Origin of the sequence: Nonomuraea antri (assembly GCF_013283785.1) — a bacterium.
GTDB classification, from domain to species: Bacteria; Actinomycetota; Actinomycetes; order Streptosporangiales; family Streptosporangiaceae; genus Nonomuraea; species Nonomuraea antri.
On sequence record NZ_JABCPZ010000135.1, the window covers coordinates 13,734 to 29,430 of the forward strand.

Annotated in this window: 14 protein-coding genes; 7 read left to right on the forward strand and 7 right to left on the reverse strand. The window is 72.1% G+C overall.

Annotated features, from left to right (window positions below):
• Position 1 precedes the first annotated feature (1 nt).
• Together HII36_RS34245 and HII36_RS34250 are read right to left on the reverse strand one after the other, a co-directional pair.
• The gene (locus HII36_RS34245; protein ID WP_173527458.1) at positions 2–358 is read right to left on the reverse strand and encodes a DUF742 domain-containing protein; all 357 of its coding nucleotides are present in this window, start codon (positions 356–358) and stop codon (positions 2–4) included.
• Positions 351–2,240: a sensor histidine kinase gene (locus tag HII36_RS34250; protein ID WP_236004152.1), complete on the reverse strand. Its 1,890-nt coding sequence runs from the start codon at positions 2,238–2,240 to the stop codon at positions 351–353. The genes HII36_RS34245 and HII36_RS34250 overlap by 8 nt, the downstream gene beginning before the upstream one ends.
• A 162-nt stretch (positions 2,241–2,402) precedes the next feature.
• Between HII36_RS34250 and HII36_RS34255 the strand changes: the two genes are divergently transcribed.
• Entirely contained in the window at positions 2,403–3,974 is a 1,572-nt protein-coding gene (locus HII36_RS34255) for an ABC transporter substrate-binding protein (protein WP_173527459.1), read from the forward strand.
• Here the strand turns inward: HII36_RS34255 and HII36_RS34260 are convergent.
• A complete protein-coding gene (locus HII36_RS34260) occupies positions 3,950–4,189 on the reverse strand; it encodes a hypothetical protein (protein ID WP_217370329.1) in 240 nt (79 codons plus the stop codon). The genes HII36_RS34255 and HII36_RS34260 overlap by 25 nt on opposite strands.
• A gap of 21 nt (positions 4,190–4,210) precedes the next feature.
• Between HII36_RS34260 and HII36_RS34265 the strand changes: the two genes are divergently transcribed.
• Positions 4,211–4,852: a hypothetical protein gene (locus tag HII36_RS34265; RefSeq protein WP_217370328.1), complete on the forward strand. Its 642-nt coding sequence runs from the start codon at positions 4,211–4,213 to the stop codon at positions 4,850–4,852.
• Here HII36_RS34265 and HII36_RS34270 read toward each other — a convergent pair.
• Positions 4,849–6,141, reverse strand: a complete 1,293-nt coding sequence (locus tag HII36_RS34270; RefSeq protein WP_173527461.1) for an NAD(P)/FAD-dependent oxidoreductase — start codon at positions 6,139–6,141, stop codon at positions 4,849–4,851. The two genes, HII36_RS34265 and HII36_RS34270, sit on opposite strands and share 4 nt — an antisense overlap.
• Positions 6,142–6,199: 58 nt before the next feature.
• On the opposite strand from HII36_RS34270, the gene HII36_RS34275 reads away from it, so the two are divergent.
• Positions 6,200–7,171 (forward strand): inositol-3-phosphate synthase, encoded by a 972-nt coding sequence (locus HII36_RS34275; protein WP_173527462.1) that lies wholly within the window; start codon positions 6,200–6,202, stop codon positions 7,169–7,171.
• On the opposite strand, the gene HII36_RS34280 is transcribed toward HII36_RS34275, so the two are convergent.
• On the reverse strand, positions 7,172–7,909 hold the full coding sequence (locus HII36_RS34280) for an AfsR/SARP family transcriptional regulator (protein WP_328808012.1): 738 nt from the start codon (positions 7,907–7,909) through the stop codon (positions 7,172–7,174).
• Positions 7,910–8,059: 150 nt separating this feature from the next.
• On the opposite strand from HII36_RS34280, the gene HII36_RS34285 reads away from it, so the two are divergent.
• Positions 8,060–8,833 carry a hypothetical protein gene (locus tag HII36_RS34285; protein ID WP_173527464.1) on the forward strand — a complete coding sequence of 258 codons (774 nt, stop codon included), beginning with the start codon at positions 8,060–8,062 and terminating at the stop codon, positions 8,831–8,833.
• Positions 8,834–8,879: 46 nt separating this feature from the next.
• Here the strand turns inward: HII36_RS34285 and HII36_RS34290 are convergent, their stop codons facing one another.
• Positions 8,880–10,091, reverse strand: a complete 1,212-nt coding sequence (locus HII36_RS34290; protein ID WP_173527465.1) for a cytochrome P450 family protein — start codon at positions 10,089–10,091, stop codon at positions 8,880–8,882.
• 111 nt (positions 10,092–10,202) lie between these two features.
• Positions 10,203–12,266, reverse strand: coding sequence for an ATP-binding protein (locus HII36_RS34295; RefSeq protein WP_173527466.1), 2,064 nt, complete (start codon positions 12,264–12,266; stop codon positions 10,203–10,205).
• Positions 12,267–12,423: 157 nt separating this feature from the next.
• On the opposite strand from HII36_RS34295, the gene HII36_RS34300 reads away from it, so the two are divergent.
• From HII36_RS34300 to HII36_RS34310, 3 genes are all read left to right on the forward strand, one after another.
• The gene (locus HII36_RS34300; protein WP_173527467.1) at positions 12,424–13,416 is read left to right on the forward strand and encodes a SpoIIE family protein phosphatase; all 993 of its coding nucleotides are present in this window, start codon (positions 12,424–12,426) and stop codon (positions 13,414–13,416) included.
• Positions 13,417–13,420: 4 nt separating this feature from the next.
• Positions 13,421–14,191, forward strand: a complete 771-nt coding sequence (locus HII36_RS34305; RefSeq protein WP_173527468.1) for an exodeoxyribonuclease III — start codon at positions 13,421–13,423, stop codon at positions 14,189–14,191.
• An 87-nt stretch (positions 14,192–14,278) separates the two neighbouring features.
• A complete protein-coding gene (locus HII36_RS34310) occupies positions 14,279–14,512 on the forward strand; it encodes a hypothetical protein (protein ID WP_173527469.1) in 234 nt (77 codons plus the stop codon).
• Positions 14,513–15,697 lie beyond the last annotated feature (1,185 nt).

Sequence of the window (15,697 nt, forward strand, 5' to 3'; positions counted from 1 at the left end):
CCTAGAGGGCCTTGAGCCCGCTGATCACTTCCAGCAGCACCTTGGCGTCGGGCGCCGGCGGCGGCAGCTCGACCTGGACGAGTTGCTGGGCGTGCAGGTCGCCGACGAGCACCCTGACCACGCCGATGGGCAGGTTCAGCTCGGCGGCGACGTCCACGAGCCTGGTGGGCTTGGTGCATTTCTGCAGGATGATCAGGTGCTCGGGGCCGAGGCCGACCGGCGGGGTCAGCCCGCCGGAGGTGATGATGATCGCGATGAGGTCGATGGCCTCGCTCGCGGGCACCGTGCGGCCCCGGGTCAGCAGGTACGCCGGGACGATCGGACCGGCGTCCTCGTCGAACCAGCGCTCGTCAGTCACTGGGCACCACCCGCATCGGACGGGCGGCGGGCTCCTGCACGTGTCCCTCCGGCTCCGGGCCGGTCACGTGCTCTTCCGGGATCAACACGATCGCGGTGGTCCCTCCATATGGTGAACCGCGCAACGTCACGCGGATGGCATGCCTGGCGGCCAGGCGGGAGACGACGAAAAGGCCGAGTTTGTCGCTGTCGGCCAGGTCGAACTCCGGTGGGCTGGCCAGCCGCTCGTTGTAGTCGGCCAGCTCTTCCGCACTCATCCCGAGTCCACGGTCCTCCACCTCGACGGCGAAGCCGCGGGCCGTCGACTCGCCGCGGACGATGACGGGGGTGTGCGGCGGCGAGTAGACGGTGGCGTTCTCGATCAGCTCGGCGACCAGGTGGATCACGTCGCCGACCACCGGCCCGGCCAGCCGGTTGCCCGGCATCGGCTCGACGGTGACCCGCTGGTAGTCCTCCACCTCGGCGGTCGCGCCCCTGGCGACGTCCAGCAGCGGCACGGGCTTGCTCCAGCCGCGTCCGGGCGTCGCGTTCGACAGGATGATGAGACCTTCCGCGTGGCGGCGCATGCGGGTGGTCAGGTGGTCCAGGCGGAACAGGTCGTCCAGGTCCTCCGGGTCGGTGGCCCGGTGCTGCATGTCCTCCAGCTGGATGCGCTGGCGGTGCAGCAGCGCCTGGCTGCGCCTGGCCAGGTTGCGGAACACGTGGCCGACGCCCTCGCGCAGCTGCGCCTGGCCGACGGCGGCCTCCACGGCCGTCTGCTGCACCGCGGAGAAGGCCCGGCCGACGTCGTCGATCTCGGTCGTGGTGCTGGCCACGGACAGTTCCGGCATCTCGACCGAGTCCCCCTTGCGCAGCTTGGCCACGACCTCGGGCAGCCGCTCGTGCGCCACCTCCAGCGCGGCGAGCCTGAGCGTGGTCAGCTCCCTCGACAGCCTGTTGCCCATCCGCAGCGAGACCACGATCGACAGGATGACCAGCAGGAAACACGTCCCGGCCAGCAGGAACGCCCGCGACAGCACCGCGTCGGCGACCGGCTCGGCCCGGCTGGACAGGTTCTGGCTCGCCTGCATCTGCGCGGTCTGGAACGACTCGGCCAGCGCCTGGGTCGTGGACAGCCAGCCGCGCGGCGTGCCGCCGGCGATGATCTGGTCCTCCATCATCCGCATCCGCTGGTAGGCGGGCGAGGTGATGATCGTGATCTGGGTGTCGCGCAGCGGCGGGTCGAGCTCGCTGAGCGCCTCGTCGATGAGGAAGCGCCGGTTGCCGACGAGCTGCGTGAACAGCCGCCGCTCCGGGCCGGTGGTCGGCCCGAGCGCGATGGCCTGCTCGCGCGTCAGCAGTTCCTTGGCGTAGCTCAGGTCGATGACGATGCGCGACTGCTCGTAGATCGGCAGGTCGTCGATCAGCGCCACGCGCCGGTGCAGGCCGTACAGGGAGTCGACGATCATGTTGTACGACTCCACCGCGTGCAGCCGGTCCGTCATCCCGGTGTCGATCTCGTCCCGGATCGCGGTCAGCCGGTCGAACTGCGCGTAGACGGCGTCGACCTGGGCGAGGATCTCCGGCGATGCGTCCCTGGACAGCGCGGACTGGCGGCGGAACTCGTCCCTGGCGGTGTCGGTCGCCAGGCGCTGGGAGCCCTCCTCGGTGGCGGTGGCGCCGGTGCGCAGCTGCTTGGCGGTGAGCAGGCGCTCGCTCTGGAGCTCACTGATCAGCTTGTACGCGGGGTGGCGGAGGTTCGTCCAGAGCGTCTTGTACTGTCGCAGCTCCAGGCTCTCACTGGCCGTGACGGCGGTGATCACGCCCCACAACACCACCATCGAAGTCAGCGGAACCAGCAGTAGGCCGATGATCTTCATGCGGATCGTTCGGCTACGGCCCATGGCACCTCACTCCGGTCGGTCCCCTGCTGGCAACCCCGGACGGGACAAGCCCCGAGAATAGCAATCCGATCACCAAAATGCCCAATTTTTCGGCGCTTTTGGACACGTCGAGTCGATCTTGCAGTAGGTTTTCGCCTACATCGGGATACAGAGGGAGATGCGGTGCGCCGTCCTCTCGCCGCGATCGCCGCATTGGCGCTTCTCGCGGCCTGTTCGACCGCGCCGGCCCCCCGGCAGGCCACCCCGCAGCCGCCACCGGAACAGTCCGCGTTCGTCTACGTCCAGAACGCCAACGTGATCAGCGAATGGGACCCGGCCCGCGCCTACTCACGCGAGATCATCGCGCTGCAGAACGTCTACGAGACGCTCACCTTCTGGGACGCCGTCACCCAGCGCTCGACCCCACGCCTGGCCACCTCCTGGCGCTCCTCGGCCGACGGCCGGACCTGGACGTTCACGCTGCGCCCCGGCGTCACCTTCCACACCGGCAGGCCGGTGGACGCCGCCGCGGTCAAGGCGTCCATCGAGCGCACCATGAAGCTCGGCACCGGCGCGTCCTACATCTGGGACGCCGTCGACCGCATCAGGGCCGAGGACCCGCTCACGGTCACGTTCTCGCTCAGGTACCCGGTGCCGATGGACCTGGTGGCCTCGTCGGCGTACGCGGCCTACGTCTACGACACGCAGGCCGCCCCCGACCTGGCGAGCTGGTTCTCCGCCGGACGTGACGCGGGCTCGGGCCCGTACACGGTGGCCGACTGGAACAAGGGCGAGGAGCACGAGCTCACGCTCAAGCCGTACGCCAAGTACTGGGGCGGCTGGGCGGAGCCGCACTACAGCACGGTCAAGTACCGCGTCGTGCCCGACCCGGACCAGGCCTGGCGGCTGCTGCTGCGCGGCGAGGCCAGCTTCGTGCACCGGCTCAACCCGCGCCTGTTCGCCAGGGCCTCGGTCACGCCGGGCGTGCGCACCTCGGAACGGCCGTCGTTCCAGACCACGATGGTGCTGTTCAACACCGTCCAGGGGCCGCTGCGCGACCTGCGGGTACGCCGCGCGCTGCAGAAGGCCGTCGACTACCAGGGCATGATCAGGGCGCTGAAGGGCGCGGGCGCGCCGGCCAGCGGCATCATCCCGTACGGGCTGTTCGGCCACGTGCCGGGACGCGTCCAGAAGCAGGACCTGGCCGCCGCCGAGCTGCTGCTGCGCAGGGCCGGCCACGGCCCGGGCGGCCGCCCGCTGAAGCTGCGGCTCACCTACGCCGAGGGCGACGCCGACCAGCGGCTGCTGGCCACCAGCCTGCAACTGGCGCTGCGGCCGCTCAACATCGAGCTGGAGATCCGGCCGATGCCCTGGAACGCCCAGTGGGCGCTGGGCAAGGCACGCGGCCAGGACATCTTCGTCATGTACTGGTGGCCCGACTACGCCGACGGCTACTCCTGGTTCGGCAACCTCTTCCACAGCGCCGACCACCCGGTGTTCAACCTGACGTATCTGCGCGACCCGGGGACCGACCAGCTGCTCGACCGGCTGCCCGAGCTGACCGTGACGGACAAGCCGGCCGCCCAGCGCGCCTTCGAGGACGCCACCAGCCGGGTGCTCGACCTGCGCTCGGCCGCCGTGGTGCCGTGGGTGGTCAACTACCAGCGGGCCTACCTGGGCGGGGTGCAGGGCTACGACGACAACCCGGCCTACCCGGACGTGGTCTTCGTCTACGACCTGCGGCCTTCCGGCTGATCCTCGACGCGTTCGCGCAGCCTGGCCCTGATCTCCTCCGGCGTGTACGCGCGCCGCCGCCGCTCGGCCCGCGCGATCACCGCCCCCGTGGCCGCCACACCGGCGATCCCGGCCAGACCGAGCACTTTCCACCAGCTCGGACGGGCTGCCGACGGAGCCGGCAGCCTCTTCAACGACCGGGCGGCCGCACGGAGTGCGGCGGGAAGCATGGGCATGTGTCTAGGCTAGCGAGTGTGTTGACCCTGGATGAGGCAGTCAATGTGACCAGGACGGGCGACCTGTGGGTGTTCCGCGGGCGCTCGGTGCCCGATCGGGCCATCCAGACCATGACGAACAGCCCGATCAATCATGTGGGCATGGCCATCGTGGTCGAGGACCTGCCGCCGATGATGTGGCACGCCGAGATGGGCCGTTCCCTGCCTGACCTGTGGTCGGGCACCCACCACCGGGGCGTGCAACTGCACGACCTGCGCGACGCGGTCACGGTCTGGGCCGACAGGTACGGTCAGCGCGCCTGGCTGCGCCAGCTCGAACCGCAGGCCACCGGGGAGATGGAGGACGCCGCCCTGCGCACCGTGGCCAGGCTCGACGGCACCCCGTTCCCCTCCACGGCCAGGCTGGCCGCCCGCTGGGCCAGGGGCCGCGTCCCCGAGCTGAGCCTGCCCGGCCGCCGGGGCCGCGAGCGGCTGCTGGAGAGCGCGTACTGCGCCGAGGTCGTGGCGGTCACCTACGAGGCGATGGGCCTGCTGCCGGGCGGCCGCCGTCCCAACTGGTACGACCCGGGCAGGTTCTGGAGCGGCGACGAGCTCGACCTGCTGCTCGGCCACAAGCTGGGCAACGAGATCACCGTCGGGATCGAGCTGCGGGCCAGGACCTAGACGTGTTCCAGGTGGGCGAGCGTGGCGGGGGCGTCCTTGAGGAAGTCCAGCCTGATCAGGTCGTCGCCGGTGAGCGTGTGCAGCAGCCAGTCGCCGGAGACGCGTACCTTGGCCCGCCCCGAAGGCACCGTCAGCAGGTGGTAGCCGCGGGTCACGAGCTGGGCCAGCGGCCCGGTCAGGTCCAGCCCGAACGGCCGCGCGGCCGCCTGGCTGCCGCCCAGGTCGACCACCATGCCCAGGTCGTGGTGGCGGTAGGTGACGGCCCGGCCGCCGCGCAGCGCGGCGACGGCGTTGCGCGCCGCGACGGCCGCCTGCCGGTGCGCGTGCTGGGCGGTGGGCGCGCACGCGGTGACCGGCTCCTTGGTCAGGTCGGGCACGGCCGCCGCGTCGCCCAGCGCGATGATCCCCTCGTGCCCGGGCACCTGCAGGTCCGCGCCGACCACGAGCCTGCCCTTGTGCGTCTCGGTGCCCAGTGACGACACCACCGGCCGCGGCGTCACCCCGGCCGTCCAGATCAGCGTGCGGGTGGGCACGGTCGTGCCGTCGGTGAGCCTGGCCGACTCGCGGGTGACCTGCTCGACCGTGACGCCGAGCCTGATGTCGACGCCCCGGTCCATCAGCACCCGCCGGGTGTTCTCGCCGAGCCGCTCGCCCAGCTCGGGCATCAGCGTGTGCGCCACGTCGATCAGCGTCCAGCGCAGCAGGCCAGGGTCCAGGTCGGGGAAGCGGGCGATGGCCTTCTTCGTGACGAGCTGCAGCAGCGCCGCCGTCTCCGTGCCCGAGTAACCGCCGCCCACCACCAGGAAGCCGCACCTGGCCGCCCGCTCGGCCGGATCGGACGTGGACGCCGCCAGTTCGAGCTGGGCGATCACGTGGTCGCGCAGGAAGACGGCCTCGGCCATGGTCTTCAGCCCGCGGGCGTACTCGTCCAGGCCGGGGATGTCGAAGGTGCGGGTCATGCTGCCAGGCGCGAGCACGATCACGTCGAACGGCACCCGCACGACGTCGCCGCACAGCTTGCGCACCTCGCACGTGCGCGTGGCCAGGTCCACGCTCTGCGCCGCGCCGGGCAGCAGCTTGGTCCTGCGCAGCTTCCTGTGCAGCGGCGCGACGATCGACCGCGGCTGCAACATCCCGGCCGCGACCTGGGGCAGCAGCGGCACGTACAGCGTGTAGTCCCTGGGCGCGATCATGACGATCTCGGCCTCGTCCGGCCTGAGCATCCGTTCCAGATGCCTGGCGCAGGTGTATCCGCCGAATCCGCTGCCCACGATCGCGATGCGTGCCACGTCCTAGGCCTTTCATGCCGATGCCCAACCGAACCTGCCGGTAGGGGAAAATTCCGCCATGACTAGCGTGAACGTGGCTCTGATCGGCGTGGGCAACTGTGTGTCGTCCCTGGTGCAGGGCGTGGAGTACTACCGGGACGGCACGGCTCCCGGCCTGCTCAACCCGGTCTGCGACGGCTACGCGATCTCCCAGGTGCGCTTCACCGCCGCCTTCGACGTCGACCGCGCCAAGCTCGGGCTCGACCTCGCCGACGCGATCTGGGCGCCGCCCAACAACGCGCGCCGCTTCGCCGACGTGCCCAGGCTCGGCGTCGAGGTGATGGACGGCATCCTGGCCGACGGCGTGGGCGCCGACTCCGCCGAGCGCATCGACGCGGCCGGCGCGGCCACGCTCGACCAGGTCGTCGCGCACCTGACGGAGACCGGTACGCACGTCGTGGTCAACTTCCTGCCCACCGGCGCGCAGCGGGCGGCCGAACTGTACGCCGAGGCGGCGCTGGCGGCCGGGTGCGCGTTCGTGAACTGCATGCCGGCCGTGCTGGCCCGCTCGCCGCACTGGTCGGCCAGGTTCGCCGCGGCCGGGCTGCCGCTGCTCGGCGACGACCTGAAGAGCTCGTTCGGCGCCACGCTGGTGCACCGCGCGGTGGTGGACGCGCTCACCGCGAGCGGCGTCCTGATCGGCGACGGCTACCAGTTGCTCGGCGGCGGCAACATGGACTTCGTCAACCTCCAGGACGCCGGCCGCATGAAGGGCAAGCGGGACACCAAGGGCGCGGGCGCCGGCGCGCCGGTGCACGTCGGCGCCCAGTACCTGCCGTTTCTCGACGACCGCAAGCTCGCCTACATCTGGGTGGAGGGCGAGGGGTTCGGCGGGTCGCCGGTGGAGGTGGAGGTCCGCATGTGCGTCGAGGACTCGCCCAGCGCGGCGGGCAACACCCTCGACGCCGTCCGCCACGCCAAGGCCGCCATGGACCGGGGCCACGGCGGCCTGCTCCCCGAGGTCTCCCGGGTGCTGATGAAGGCCGTCTGATCAGGGCCCGGCCGACAGCACTTCCTGGAACGCCGCCCGCAGCTCGGGGCCTGGGTCCACGCCGAGCTGCTCGGCCAGCAGGCGGCGGGTGCGCTCGTACAGCTCCAGGGCCTCGGCCTGGCGGCCGAGCCGGTAGAAGGCCGTCATCAGCAGCGACACCAGGCGCTCCTGCCGCGGGTTGGCCAGCACGATCGCGTGCAGCGGCGCCACCACCCGCTCCGGACGGCCCAGCCTGAGCCGGCGCCTGGCCAGCTCCTCGACGGCGGCCAGCCGCGCCTCCTCCAGCTCGACCGCGGCCGCCTCCAGCCACTTGCCGCCGCCGCGCGGACTGCCCAGCGCCGGGCCGCTCCACCACCCCAGCGCCTCGTCGAGCAGGTCCGCGCCTGGCTCGTCACCGGCGCTCGCCGCCTCGGCCACCAGGCGGCGAAAGCGGAACACGTCGACCAGCTCGGGATCGGCGTGCAACACGTATCCGGCGGCGTCCGTCTCCAGCCGCACGCCGGTCAAGGCCCGGCGCAGCCGGTACACGTGCCCCTGCACCGTCATGCGGGCACTGTCCGGCGGATCTCCTTCCCATACGGCGTCGATCAGCCGTTCCACGGCGACCGGCCGGTTCAACTCCAGCAGCAACGCGGCCAGCACGTACCGGCGCTTACGCGGCCCCAGATCCAGGCGATGTCCCCCGACGCGAGCGTCAATGGACCCGAGCAGGCGAAACCCAGTGTGATCCATGCGCATAGCCTCGCCACCTCCGCTAAACGCGCACTTTAAACCCCCTTACAACGATGTGCACACTACAGGTGTAGAACAAAGTTCACCAACAGAACACCAACGGTCTCTGACAAGGTCTGTCATCCATCGATCCGCCCCTAGAGGAAGAGACAAACGTTGATCACGAAGAAGGCCACGATCGCCGTCCTGGCCGGTTCGCTGCTGGCCGGACCCCTGGCCACGCTCGCCCTGGCGCAGCCGGCCGGCGCCGTCGCGGTCGCCGCCAAGGACCGGCTCGGGCCCGGCGAGTGGCTGATGCCCGGACAGTCGCTGACCTCCGTCGGCGGCAGGTTCAAGCTGGTGCAGCAGTCGCAGGGCAACCTGGTGTTCTACGACGGCACCAAGGCCCTGTGGAGCACGCCGACCGCGGGCAACCCCGGCGCCAAGACCACCGTGCAGAAGGAAGGCAACCTGGTCGTCTACGGGGCCGACAACAAGGCCCTGTGGTCCACCCCGACCGCCGGCAACCCCGGCGCCTACCTGAAGCTGCCCGCGCAGAGCGGCAACCTGGTGCTGTACTCGGCCGCGGACAAGCCGCTGTGGTCCTCGACGGCGTACTTCGGCAAGCTGCCCTCTGGCCACGTGCTGCGCGCCGGCCAGTGGGTGCAGTCCGCCAACGGCCGCTACAAGCTCATCCAGCAGGACGAGGGCAACGCCGTCCTGTACGACGGCCGCACCTCCCTGTTCACCACGCCCACCGCCGGACACCCCGGCGCCCGCTCGGTGATGCAGCGCGAGGGCAACTGGGTCGTCTACGACCGCAACGACAAGGCCCTGTGGACGACCAAGACCGCCGGCAACCCCGGCGCGTGGCTCGCCGTGCAGAACGACGGCCAGATCGTCATCTACTCGCGCGACAACAAGCCCCTCTGGTCCAGCCGTAAGCGCTAGGCGCGTCCGGTCCCGCCCGCACGCCTGATGCGGGCGGGACCCGGTTTCACAGACGCACCGGCAGCGACACCGGGCCCTCCGTGATCAGCGACGGCGTGTACGCGATCTCCTCCGCGCCCACCGCCAGGCGCAGCCCGGGGAACCTGCGGAACAGCGACGCCAGCGCGATCCGCGCCTCCAGCCTGGCCAGCGGCGCGCCCAGGCAGAAGTGCGGGCCGCGGCCGAAGCCCAGGTGCGGCTCGGGCTCGCGGGCGGCGTCGAAGCGGGCGGCGTCCGCACCCCACCTGGCCGGGTCGGTGCCGGTGGCGGCGTAGCCGAGCAGCAGCGCCTGACCGGCGGGGACGCGCACCCCGGCCACCTCCACGTCCTTGAGCGCGTACCGCAGCACCGCCGTCACCACCGGGTTACGGCTGCGCAGCGCCTCCTCGACCACCCGGTCCCACGCGTCGTCCGCCCGCGCCCTGGCCAGCGCGGCCGGGTCGCCGAGCAGGGTCACCACGGTGTTGGCCAGCAGGTGCACGGTCGTCTCGTGCCCGGCCAGGATCACCACCCACAGGATCCACACCATCTCGTCGTCGGTCAGCCGGTCGCCGTCGTCCTCCTGCGCGTGGATGAGCGCGGTGGTCAGGTCGTCGGCCGGGTCGCCGCGCCGGCGGGCGATGTGCCCGGCCAGGCAGGCGAACAGCGCGCCGCCCGCCGCCTGCGCCTGCCCCGGCGTGCTGGTGTGCGAGACGAGCACGCTCGTCCACTCCCTGATCTGGTGCCGCTCGGCCGCGGGCACGCCGAACAGCTCGCAGATCACCGACACCGGCAGCGGCTCGGTGAAGTGGCGCACCAGGTCGACCTCGGGGCCCGCCGCGGCCATCGCGCCGAGCAGCTCGTCCGTCAGCTCCTGGACGCGCGGCGCCAGCCCCTGCACCCGGGCCGGGGTGAAGGCGCGGTTGATCAGCCCGCGCAGCCGGCGGTGGTCGGCGCCGTCCCTGGTCAGCAGGTGGTCGCCCTCGATCACCTGGCGCATCGGCCAGTCGGGCGGGATCGTGCCGTCGTGCAGCGCGGTGAAGTTCGCGGCGTCCTTGCTGAACAGCGTGTCGTCGGCGGCCAGCACCTCGTTGACGGCCTCGTACGAGGTCACGATCCACGCGGCGACCTTGCCTGGCAGCTCGACGGGCACGACGGGACCGACCTCGTCACGCAGCCGGCCGACCGTCTGGGACATGCGCTCCCCGGGGACCGGGAGCTGGATGGGAGGGATCGTCATCGCTTCACTTTCTGTGCGCCGCGCGGCCGGACCAAGACCACGCGACACGGAAGTCACCGCGGAGCGGGCAACACTGCCGCCCGCGCCACATCGGGATCGGCCGGGGCCTGGTCAGGACCCCAACGCGTAGGCGACGCCGGTGTTCACGTCGTGGTCGCGGCCGCCGGCGAACGCCGCCAGGTAGGCCTCCTCGCCCAGCCCGGCACGCGCGTTCCGCTCGCAGTCCTGGCGGGCCGCCACCCACTGCGGGACGCTGGCCTGCGCCTGCCCGTGCGTGTTCCAGATCCGCTCGGCCAGGCCGAGCAGCCGCGCCGCGCGCTCGTGCCGCCCGGCCGCGCCCGCCACCAGCGCCAGCAGGTCGACCACCAGGCCCATGCCGAAGCTGTCGTGCAGCCGGTGCTTGGTGCGCAGCGCGTCGCGGCCGTAGGAGGCGGCCGCCTCCAGCCGGCCGCGGCTCAGCTCGGCCTGCCCACGCAGGAAGTCGGCGTGCGAGCGCATCGACTGCTCGCCGTGCTCGTCGCAGAGCACCCGCAGGTCCTCCAGGACGCCGACGGCCTCGTCCGTCCTGCCGCTCGCCGTGTACGCGTGCGCCCGGCACATCAGCGCCAGCAGCCCGGCCAGGCTCGGCGCCCCCTGGCCCCAGCGGGTGGCGTAGGCGTGCTCGGAGGCCGCCATCGCGGCGGGCAGGTCGCCGCGGATGACCCCGGCCGCGGCGTTGAGCGCGTCCGCGCACCTGGCGATCGTCTCGTCGCCGGCGTATTCGGGGGCCGAGCAGTCGGCCGCGCGGGCCGCCGCCGTGGCCGCGTCGCCCTGCGTGGCGGCGATCAGGCCGGCCGCCCACAGCGCCTGCGCCCTGGCCGGGCCGGGCTTGGCGTCGAGCGCGAGCGCCTGCTCCAGGTAGTAGCGGCCCTCCTTGGCGAAGCCGCAGCCGTACCAGAAGAACGCCAGCGTGCCGGCCAGGTCGAGCGCGACCTCGCCTTCGGGGTCGGACAGCGAGACCTCCAGCGCGGCACGCAGGTTGTCGTGCTCGCCGGTCATGCGGTCGTACCAGGAGATCTGGTCGGGGCCGAGCCAGCCGGTCGCGGCGCGGCGGGCCAGGCGCAGGTAGTGGTCGCGGTGCCGGTGCCGGACGAGCCGGTCCTCGCCCAGGTCGCGCAGCCAGCCCGCGCCGTACTCGCGCAGCGTGTCGAGCATCCGGTAACGCTCGACGTCGCCGGCCGGCAGCCAGGCCAGGATCGACTTGGCGACCAGCGCGTCGAGCAGCGCCTCGACCTCCACCTCTGGCAGCCGCTCGTCCGCGCAGACGTACCTGACGGCCTCGGCGTCGAAGTCGCCGGCGAACACCGACACCCGCGCCCACAGCAACCGCTCGGCCGGCTCGCACAGCTCGTGGCTCCACCCGATCGCGGTACGCATCGCGCCGTGCCACGGCGGCTCGGTCTCCGCGGTGTCGGCCAGCAGCGCGAACCTGTCGTCGAGCCGGTCGGCGAGCTGGTCGACGGGCAGGTCGCGCAGCCGGGCCGCGGCCAGCTCGATGGCCAGCGGGATGCCTTCGAGCCTGCGGCACAGCCGGGTCACGTGATGGCTGTTGTGCCCGGTCACCTCGAAGTCGGGCACGGCGGCCGCGGCGCGTTCCGCCAGCAGCGCGACCGCGTCGGTGACGCCGTCGGTGCCGTCGTCGGGGACCGGCAGCGGGTCGACCACCAGCACCCGCTCGGCCGTCAGCCCCAGCGGACGGCGGCTGGTGGCCAGCACGCGCAGCCGGGGCGCCGCGGCCAGCAGCGTCTCCACCAGCTCGGCGCACGACTCGACCAGGTGCTCGCAGGTGTCGAGCACCAGCAGCAGCTCGCGGCCCATCAGGTGCTCGGCCACCACCTCGTCCATCGGCCTGGTGGTCTGGTCGGCCAGTTCGAGCGCCTCGGCGATGGCGTGCGGCAGCAGCGCGCCGTCGTCCAGCGGCGACAGCTCCACCAGCCACGAGCCGCCGGCGAACTCGGGCGCCAGGTCGGCGGCGGCGCGCAGGGCCAGCCGGCTCTTGCCGACGCCGCCGACCCCGGTCAAGGTCACCAGGCGCGAACGTCTGCACTGGACGCGCACCTGTTCCAGCTCGTCGAAACGCCCGATCAAGCTCGTCGGTTCCGCGGGAAGGTTGCCTGCCTTCCACGTGTCCGCCATCGCGATCGCCACCCATCGGCTCGGCCCATCTCACAACAGCTTGCCGGAAGCGCTTGGGCAATGTTACTAAAAGTGAGAAAGTAGCTACTGACCCCTCAACAGACCCCCTCGGCGGGGCTCATCGGAGTCTCCGCGGCGGGGTCATCGGAGGCACAAGATGCGTTCCCAGCGGCGCTGGCCGGCAGTGGTCCTGCTGGTGGAAGCCGCCGTCGCGGCGGCCACCGCGCTCACCTCCCTGCCCCTGGCCGGGCTGCTGCTCGCCGGGCCGTTGCTGGCCGCCTGGCGGATGTCCGTGCGCGCGACCGCCGCGGTCGCCGCGGCGGCCGTCGTCCTGGCCGCGGGCTTCGACCTGCTGGCCGGTCACGGGCGCGGCGGCACGCTCGTCGTCGCGGCCGGCGGTCTCTACGCCGTCATGACCGCGCGGCGGCTGCGGCCCGCGCGCCCTCCAGCCGCGGCACCGGCGCCCCCGCCCGCGCCGGTGGCGACCCCGGCCGGCGACGACGTGGCCCTGGCCGTGCACGCCCGGGCCGCGACCGACGAGATCCAGCTCGGCTCCAGCCTGTACGAGACGGCGGCCGGGCCGTTCGGCCTGCGGTTGATCGTCGGCGACGTGAAGAGCAGCGGAGCGGAGGCGGCCGGACTGTGCGCCCTCACCCTGGCCGCCTTCCGCCAGGCCGCGGCCACCGAGCCCGACCTGACCGCCGTGGCCGCCGCCATCGACGTCCGCGTCGGCCCGCACCTGGGGCTCGAGGACTTCATCCCGGTGCTGCTCGCCGAGTTCGCGCCCGGCGAGGTGCGGCTGGTCAACTGCGGGCATCCGGCGCCCGTCCGCGTCGGCCGCCGTCTCGACCCGCTCGAACCGCCCGAGCCGTCACCGCCGCTCGGCGTCGGCCCCCGGCCGCGGCTGCAGCGGGCCAGGCTCGGCGGCAACCAGCGCCTGCTGCTGTTCTCCGGCGGACTCGGCTCCGACGAACTCGGCGAGCTCGACGACGACATGAGGCACGCGCTCACCGCGCCCGGCCTGGACGAGGCGCTCGACAACCTGCTGGAACTGCTCGACGTGCTCAACGGCCCGGCCGGCGACCACCTGACCGTCGCGCTGGCCCAGCCCGTCCCCGAGCGGGTGGCGGCACGGGAAGTGGCAGGCTAGGGGGATGCGCCTGGCGACGTGGAACGTGAACTCGGTGAAGGCTCGGCTGCCCCGGCTGCTGGAATGGCTCGGCGAGACCAAGCCGGACATCGTGTGCCTGCAGGAGACCAAGTGCGCGGCGCTCGCCTTCCCCGCCGCCGAGGTGGGCGAACTCGGCTACGTCACCGCCGCGCACGGCGACGGCCGCTGGAACGGGGTCGCGGTGCTGTCCAAGGTGGGCATGAGCGACGTCGCGCTGGGCTTCCCCGGCGAGCCCGCCTACGAGGGCGTGCGCGAGTCCCGGGCCGTCGGCGCGACCTGCGGCGGGCTGCGGATCTGGTCGCTGTACGCGCCCAACGGCCGCACGCTCGACTCGCCGCACTACGCGTACAAGCTGGAGTGGTTCGCGGCCTACCGCGCCGCCCTGGCCGACGAACTGGGGCAGCCGCTGGTGGCCTGCGGCGACTTCAACGTCGCCCCGACCGACGACGACGTGTGGGACCCCGCCCTGTTCGCCGGCTCCACGCACGTCACGCCGGCCGAGCGCGGGGAACTGGCCGAACTGCGGGCGCTCGGGCTGCACGACGTCGTGCCGACGCCGATGAAGGGCCCGCACCCGTACATGTACTGGGACTACCGGGCCGGGATGTTCCACCAGAACAAGGGCATGCGGATCGACCTCGTGTACGCCAGCACGGACGTCGCCGACCGGGTGCGGTCGGCTTACGTCGACCGGGAGGCGCGCAAAGGAAAAGGCCCGTCCGATCACGCGCCGATCGTGGTGGACCTCATTTAACGAATTACCAAGCAGGGTGGGGCCGAGTATCGTTGGTGCTCCGATGTGCGGGGGCATGCTCTTTCGACGTTTCTGAGGGGATTCCTCATGGAACCTGCTGACGGGCGCGTCATCTTATTCATCATCATCGGGATCGCCCTGTTCGCGGCCGGGCGCCGCTTCCAGACGATGCTGCTGACGCGGCGCGTCTGGCGCGACACGGCCCGGACGGTGACGGTGCGGAAAGAGGTTGCGAAAAGCGCGTTCAAGGCGATGATCGGAATGGCGTTGATCGCGGTGTTCGTGATCTGGGTGGCGTTGAACTTGAATCGGGTGATGTAGAAACGGGCGTTGACGACCTGGGGGGACGGGTGCCGTCCTTTCCGGGGGCTTCGGCGTGCGCTTGTTGCGGCGGGGTGCCGGTATGGCCTGGCAGGAACACGGTGGCGGCCTGGTACCTCGTGGCACGGGATGTCGGCACGGTCTCCGGCCACCCGCTGGCGCCGTGCCACGCGCCGACACCACAGCCCCGGCCAGCCCCTGGCCTGGCCGCGCAGTTGGCCACCGGCCCAACGGCCAGTGCGCTCGCCGGCCAGGCTGGTAATCGGCCCCATCCGCCGGTCTCGCTGTCAGCGCGGTCACCGGCGCGACCGCCGCGCCGGCCCCGGTCTGCCCGTCCGGCCACCGGATGTGCCTCTCCGCCGCCGGTCAGCAGGATCGCGTGTATTGGACTCTACGAGAGCGGAGATGCTGCCGAATCGCGGCCATGACCGCGGGGATGTCCGGGGGTTGGATCGGCAGGCTCGGATCGCACTGCGCCGAGCGGCTCGGCCCGGAGTCACCATGCCAGGCGGCGCGGCGGCGAGGCAGATACGCCAGGCAGATCGTGGAGTTCACCCCGGTCCGCCAGCTGACCAGACTCCGGGCATCGGTCGGAGCATGCCGCCGACTCGCTGCAGCCGTGCCCACTGTGCATCAGGTGAGGTCGAAGCGCAGCGTCGCCGCTTAAGGCGTCCACCAGGTCTCCGGTTACAGGTTCTTCTTGGTCGACGAACTCTACAGGCCCTACGCGGCCGCCAGGTCGACCACCAGCCCGGTCGTCAATGCGATCGTCATCCAGGATGCTGGCTCGCTAACCGGCCCCAGCCGTCAGCCCGGATGCCGACGCAGTCATCGGCGCGACCCGTAGCCCGGGCGTCAGCCCCGACCTGCCCGCCCGGCCGGCCAACCTCGGCGGTCGGACCAGCCATCAACCCTCACTCGCCAGCCCATCCACCGGCCCCACCCGCCAATCCGGGCGCCAGTTCCACCCACCGACCCGACTACCGGCAGCGCGCTGGTTTCAGGGGCAGGACACCGCCCGATGCCGCGAGGCGGACCAGGGGCCGTGGGGCAGCAGACCCGAGCAGGAGCAGCGCGGGACCTCCGTCAGGATGGAAACCTGTGACAAGCCGGTCATCGAGCCGGCACGGCAACCGCAGCGGCGGTGTGGCGGCGGGTGAGGCCCCAGGCGGCCGCGGCCAGAAC

What these genes read in the sequence shown, in the direction of transcription:
- HII36_RS34250 (WP_236004152.1), bottom strand. Translation starts at nt 2,240, where the DNA reads ATGGGCCGTAGCCGAACGATCCGCATGAAGATCATCGGCCTACTGCTG.
- HII36_RS34260 (WP_217370329.1), bottom strand. Translation starts at nt 4,189, where the DNA reads ATGCCCATGCTTCCCGCCGCACTCCGTGCGGCCGCCCGGTCGTTGAAG.
- HII36_RS34275 (WP_173527462.1), top strand. Translation starts at nt 6,200, where the DNA reads ATGACTAGCGTGAACGTGGCTCTGATCGGCGTGGGCAACTGTGTGTCG.
- HII36_RS34280 (WP_328808012.1), bottom strand. Translation starts at nt 7,909, where the DNA reads ATGCGCATGGATCACACTGGGTTTCGCCTGCTCGGGTCCATTGACGCT.
- HII36_RS34290 (WP_173527465.1), bottom strand. Translation starts at nt 10,091, where the DNA reads ATGACGATCCCTCCCATCCAGCTCCCGGTCCCCGGGGAGCGCATGTCC.
- HII36_RS34295 (WP_173527466.1), bottom strand. Translation starts at nt 12,266, where the DNA reads ATGGCGGACACGTGGAAGGCAGGCAACCTTCCCGCGGAACCGACGAGC.
- HII36_RS34300 (WP_173527467.1), top strand. Translation starts at nt 12,424, where the DNA reads ATGCGTTCCCAGCGGCGCTGGCCGGCAGTGGTCCTGCTGGTGGAAGCC.
- HII36_RS34305 (WP_173527468.1), top strand. Translation starts at nt 13,421, where the DNA reads ATGCGCCTGGCGACGTGGAACGTGAACTCGGTGAAGGCTCGGCTGCCC.
- HII36_RS34310 (WP_173527469.1), top strand. Translation starts at nt 14,279, where the DNA reads ATGGAACCTGCTGACGGGCGCGTCATCTTATTCATCATCATCGGGATC.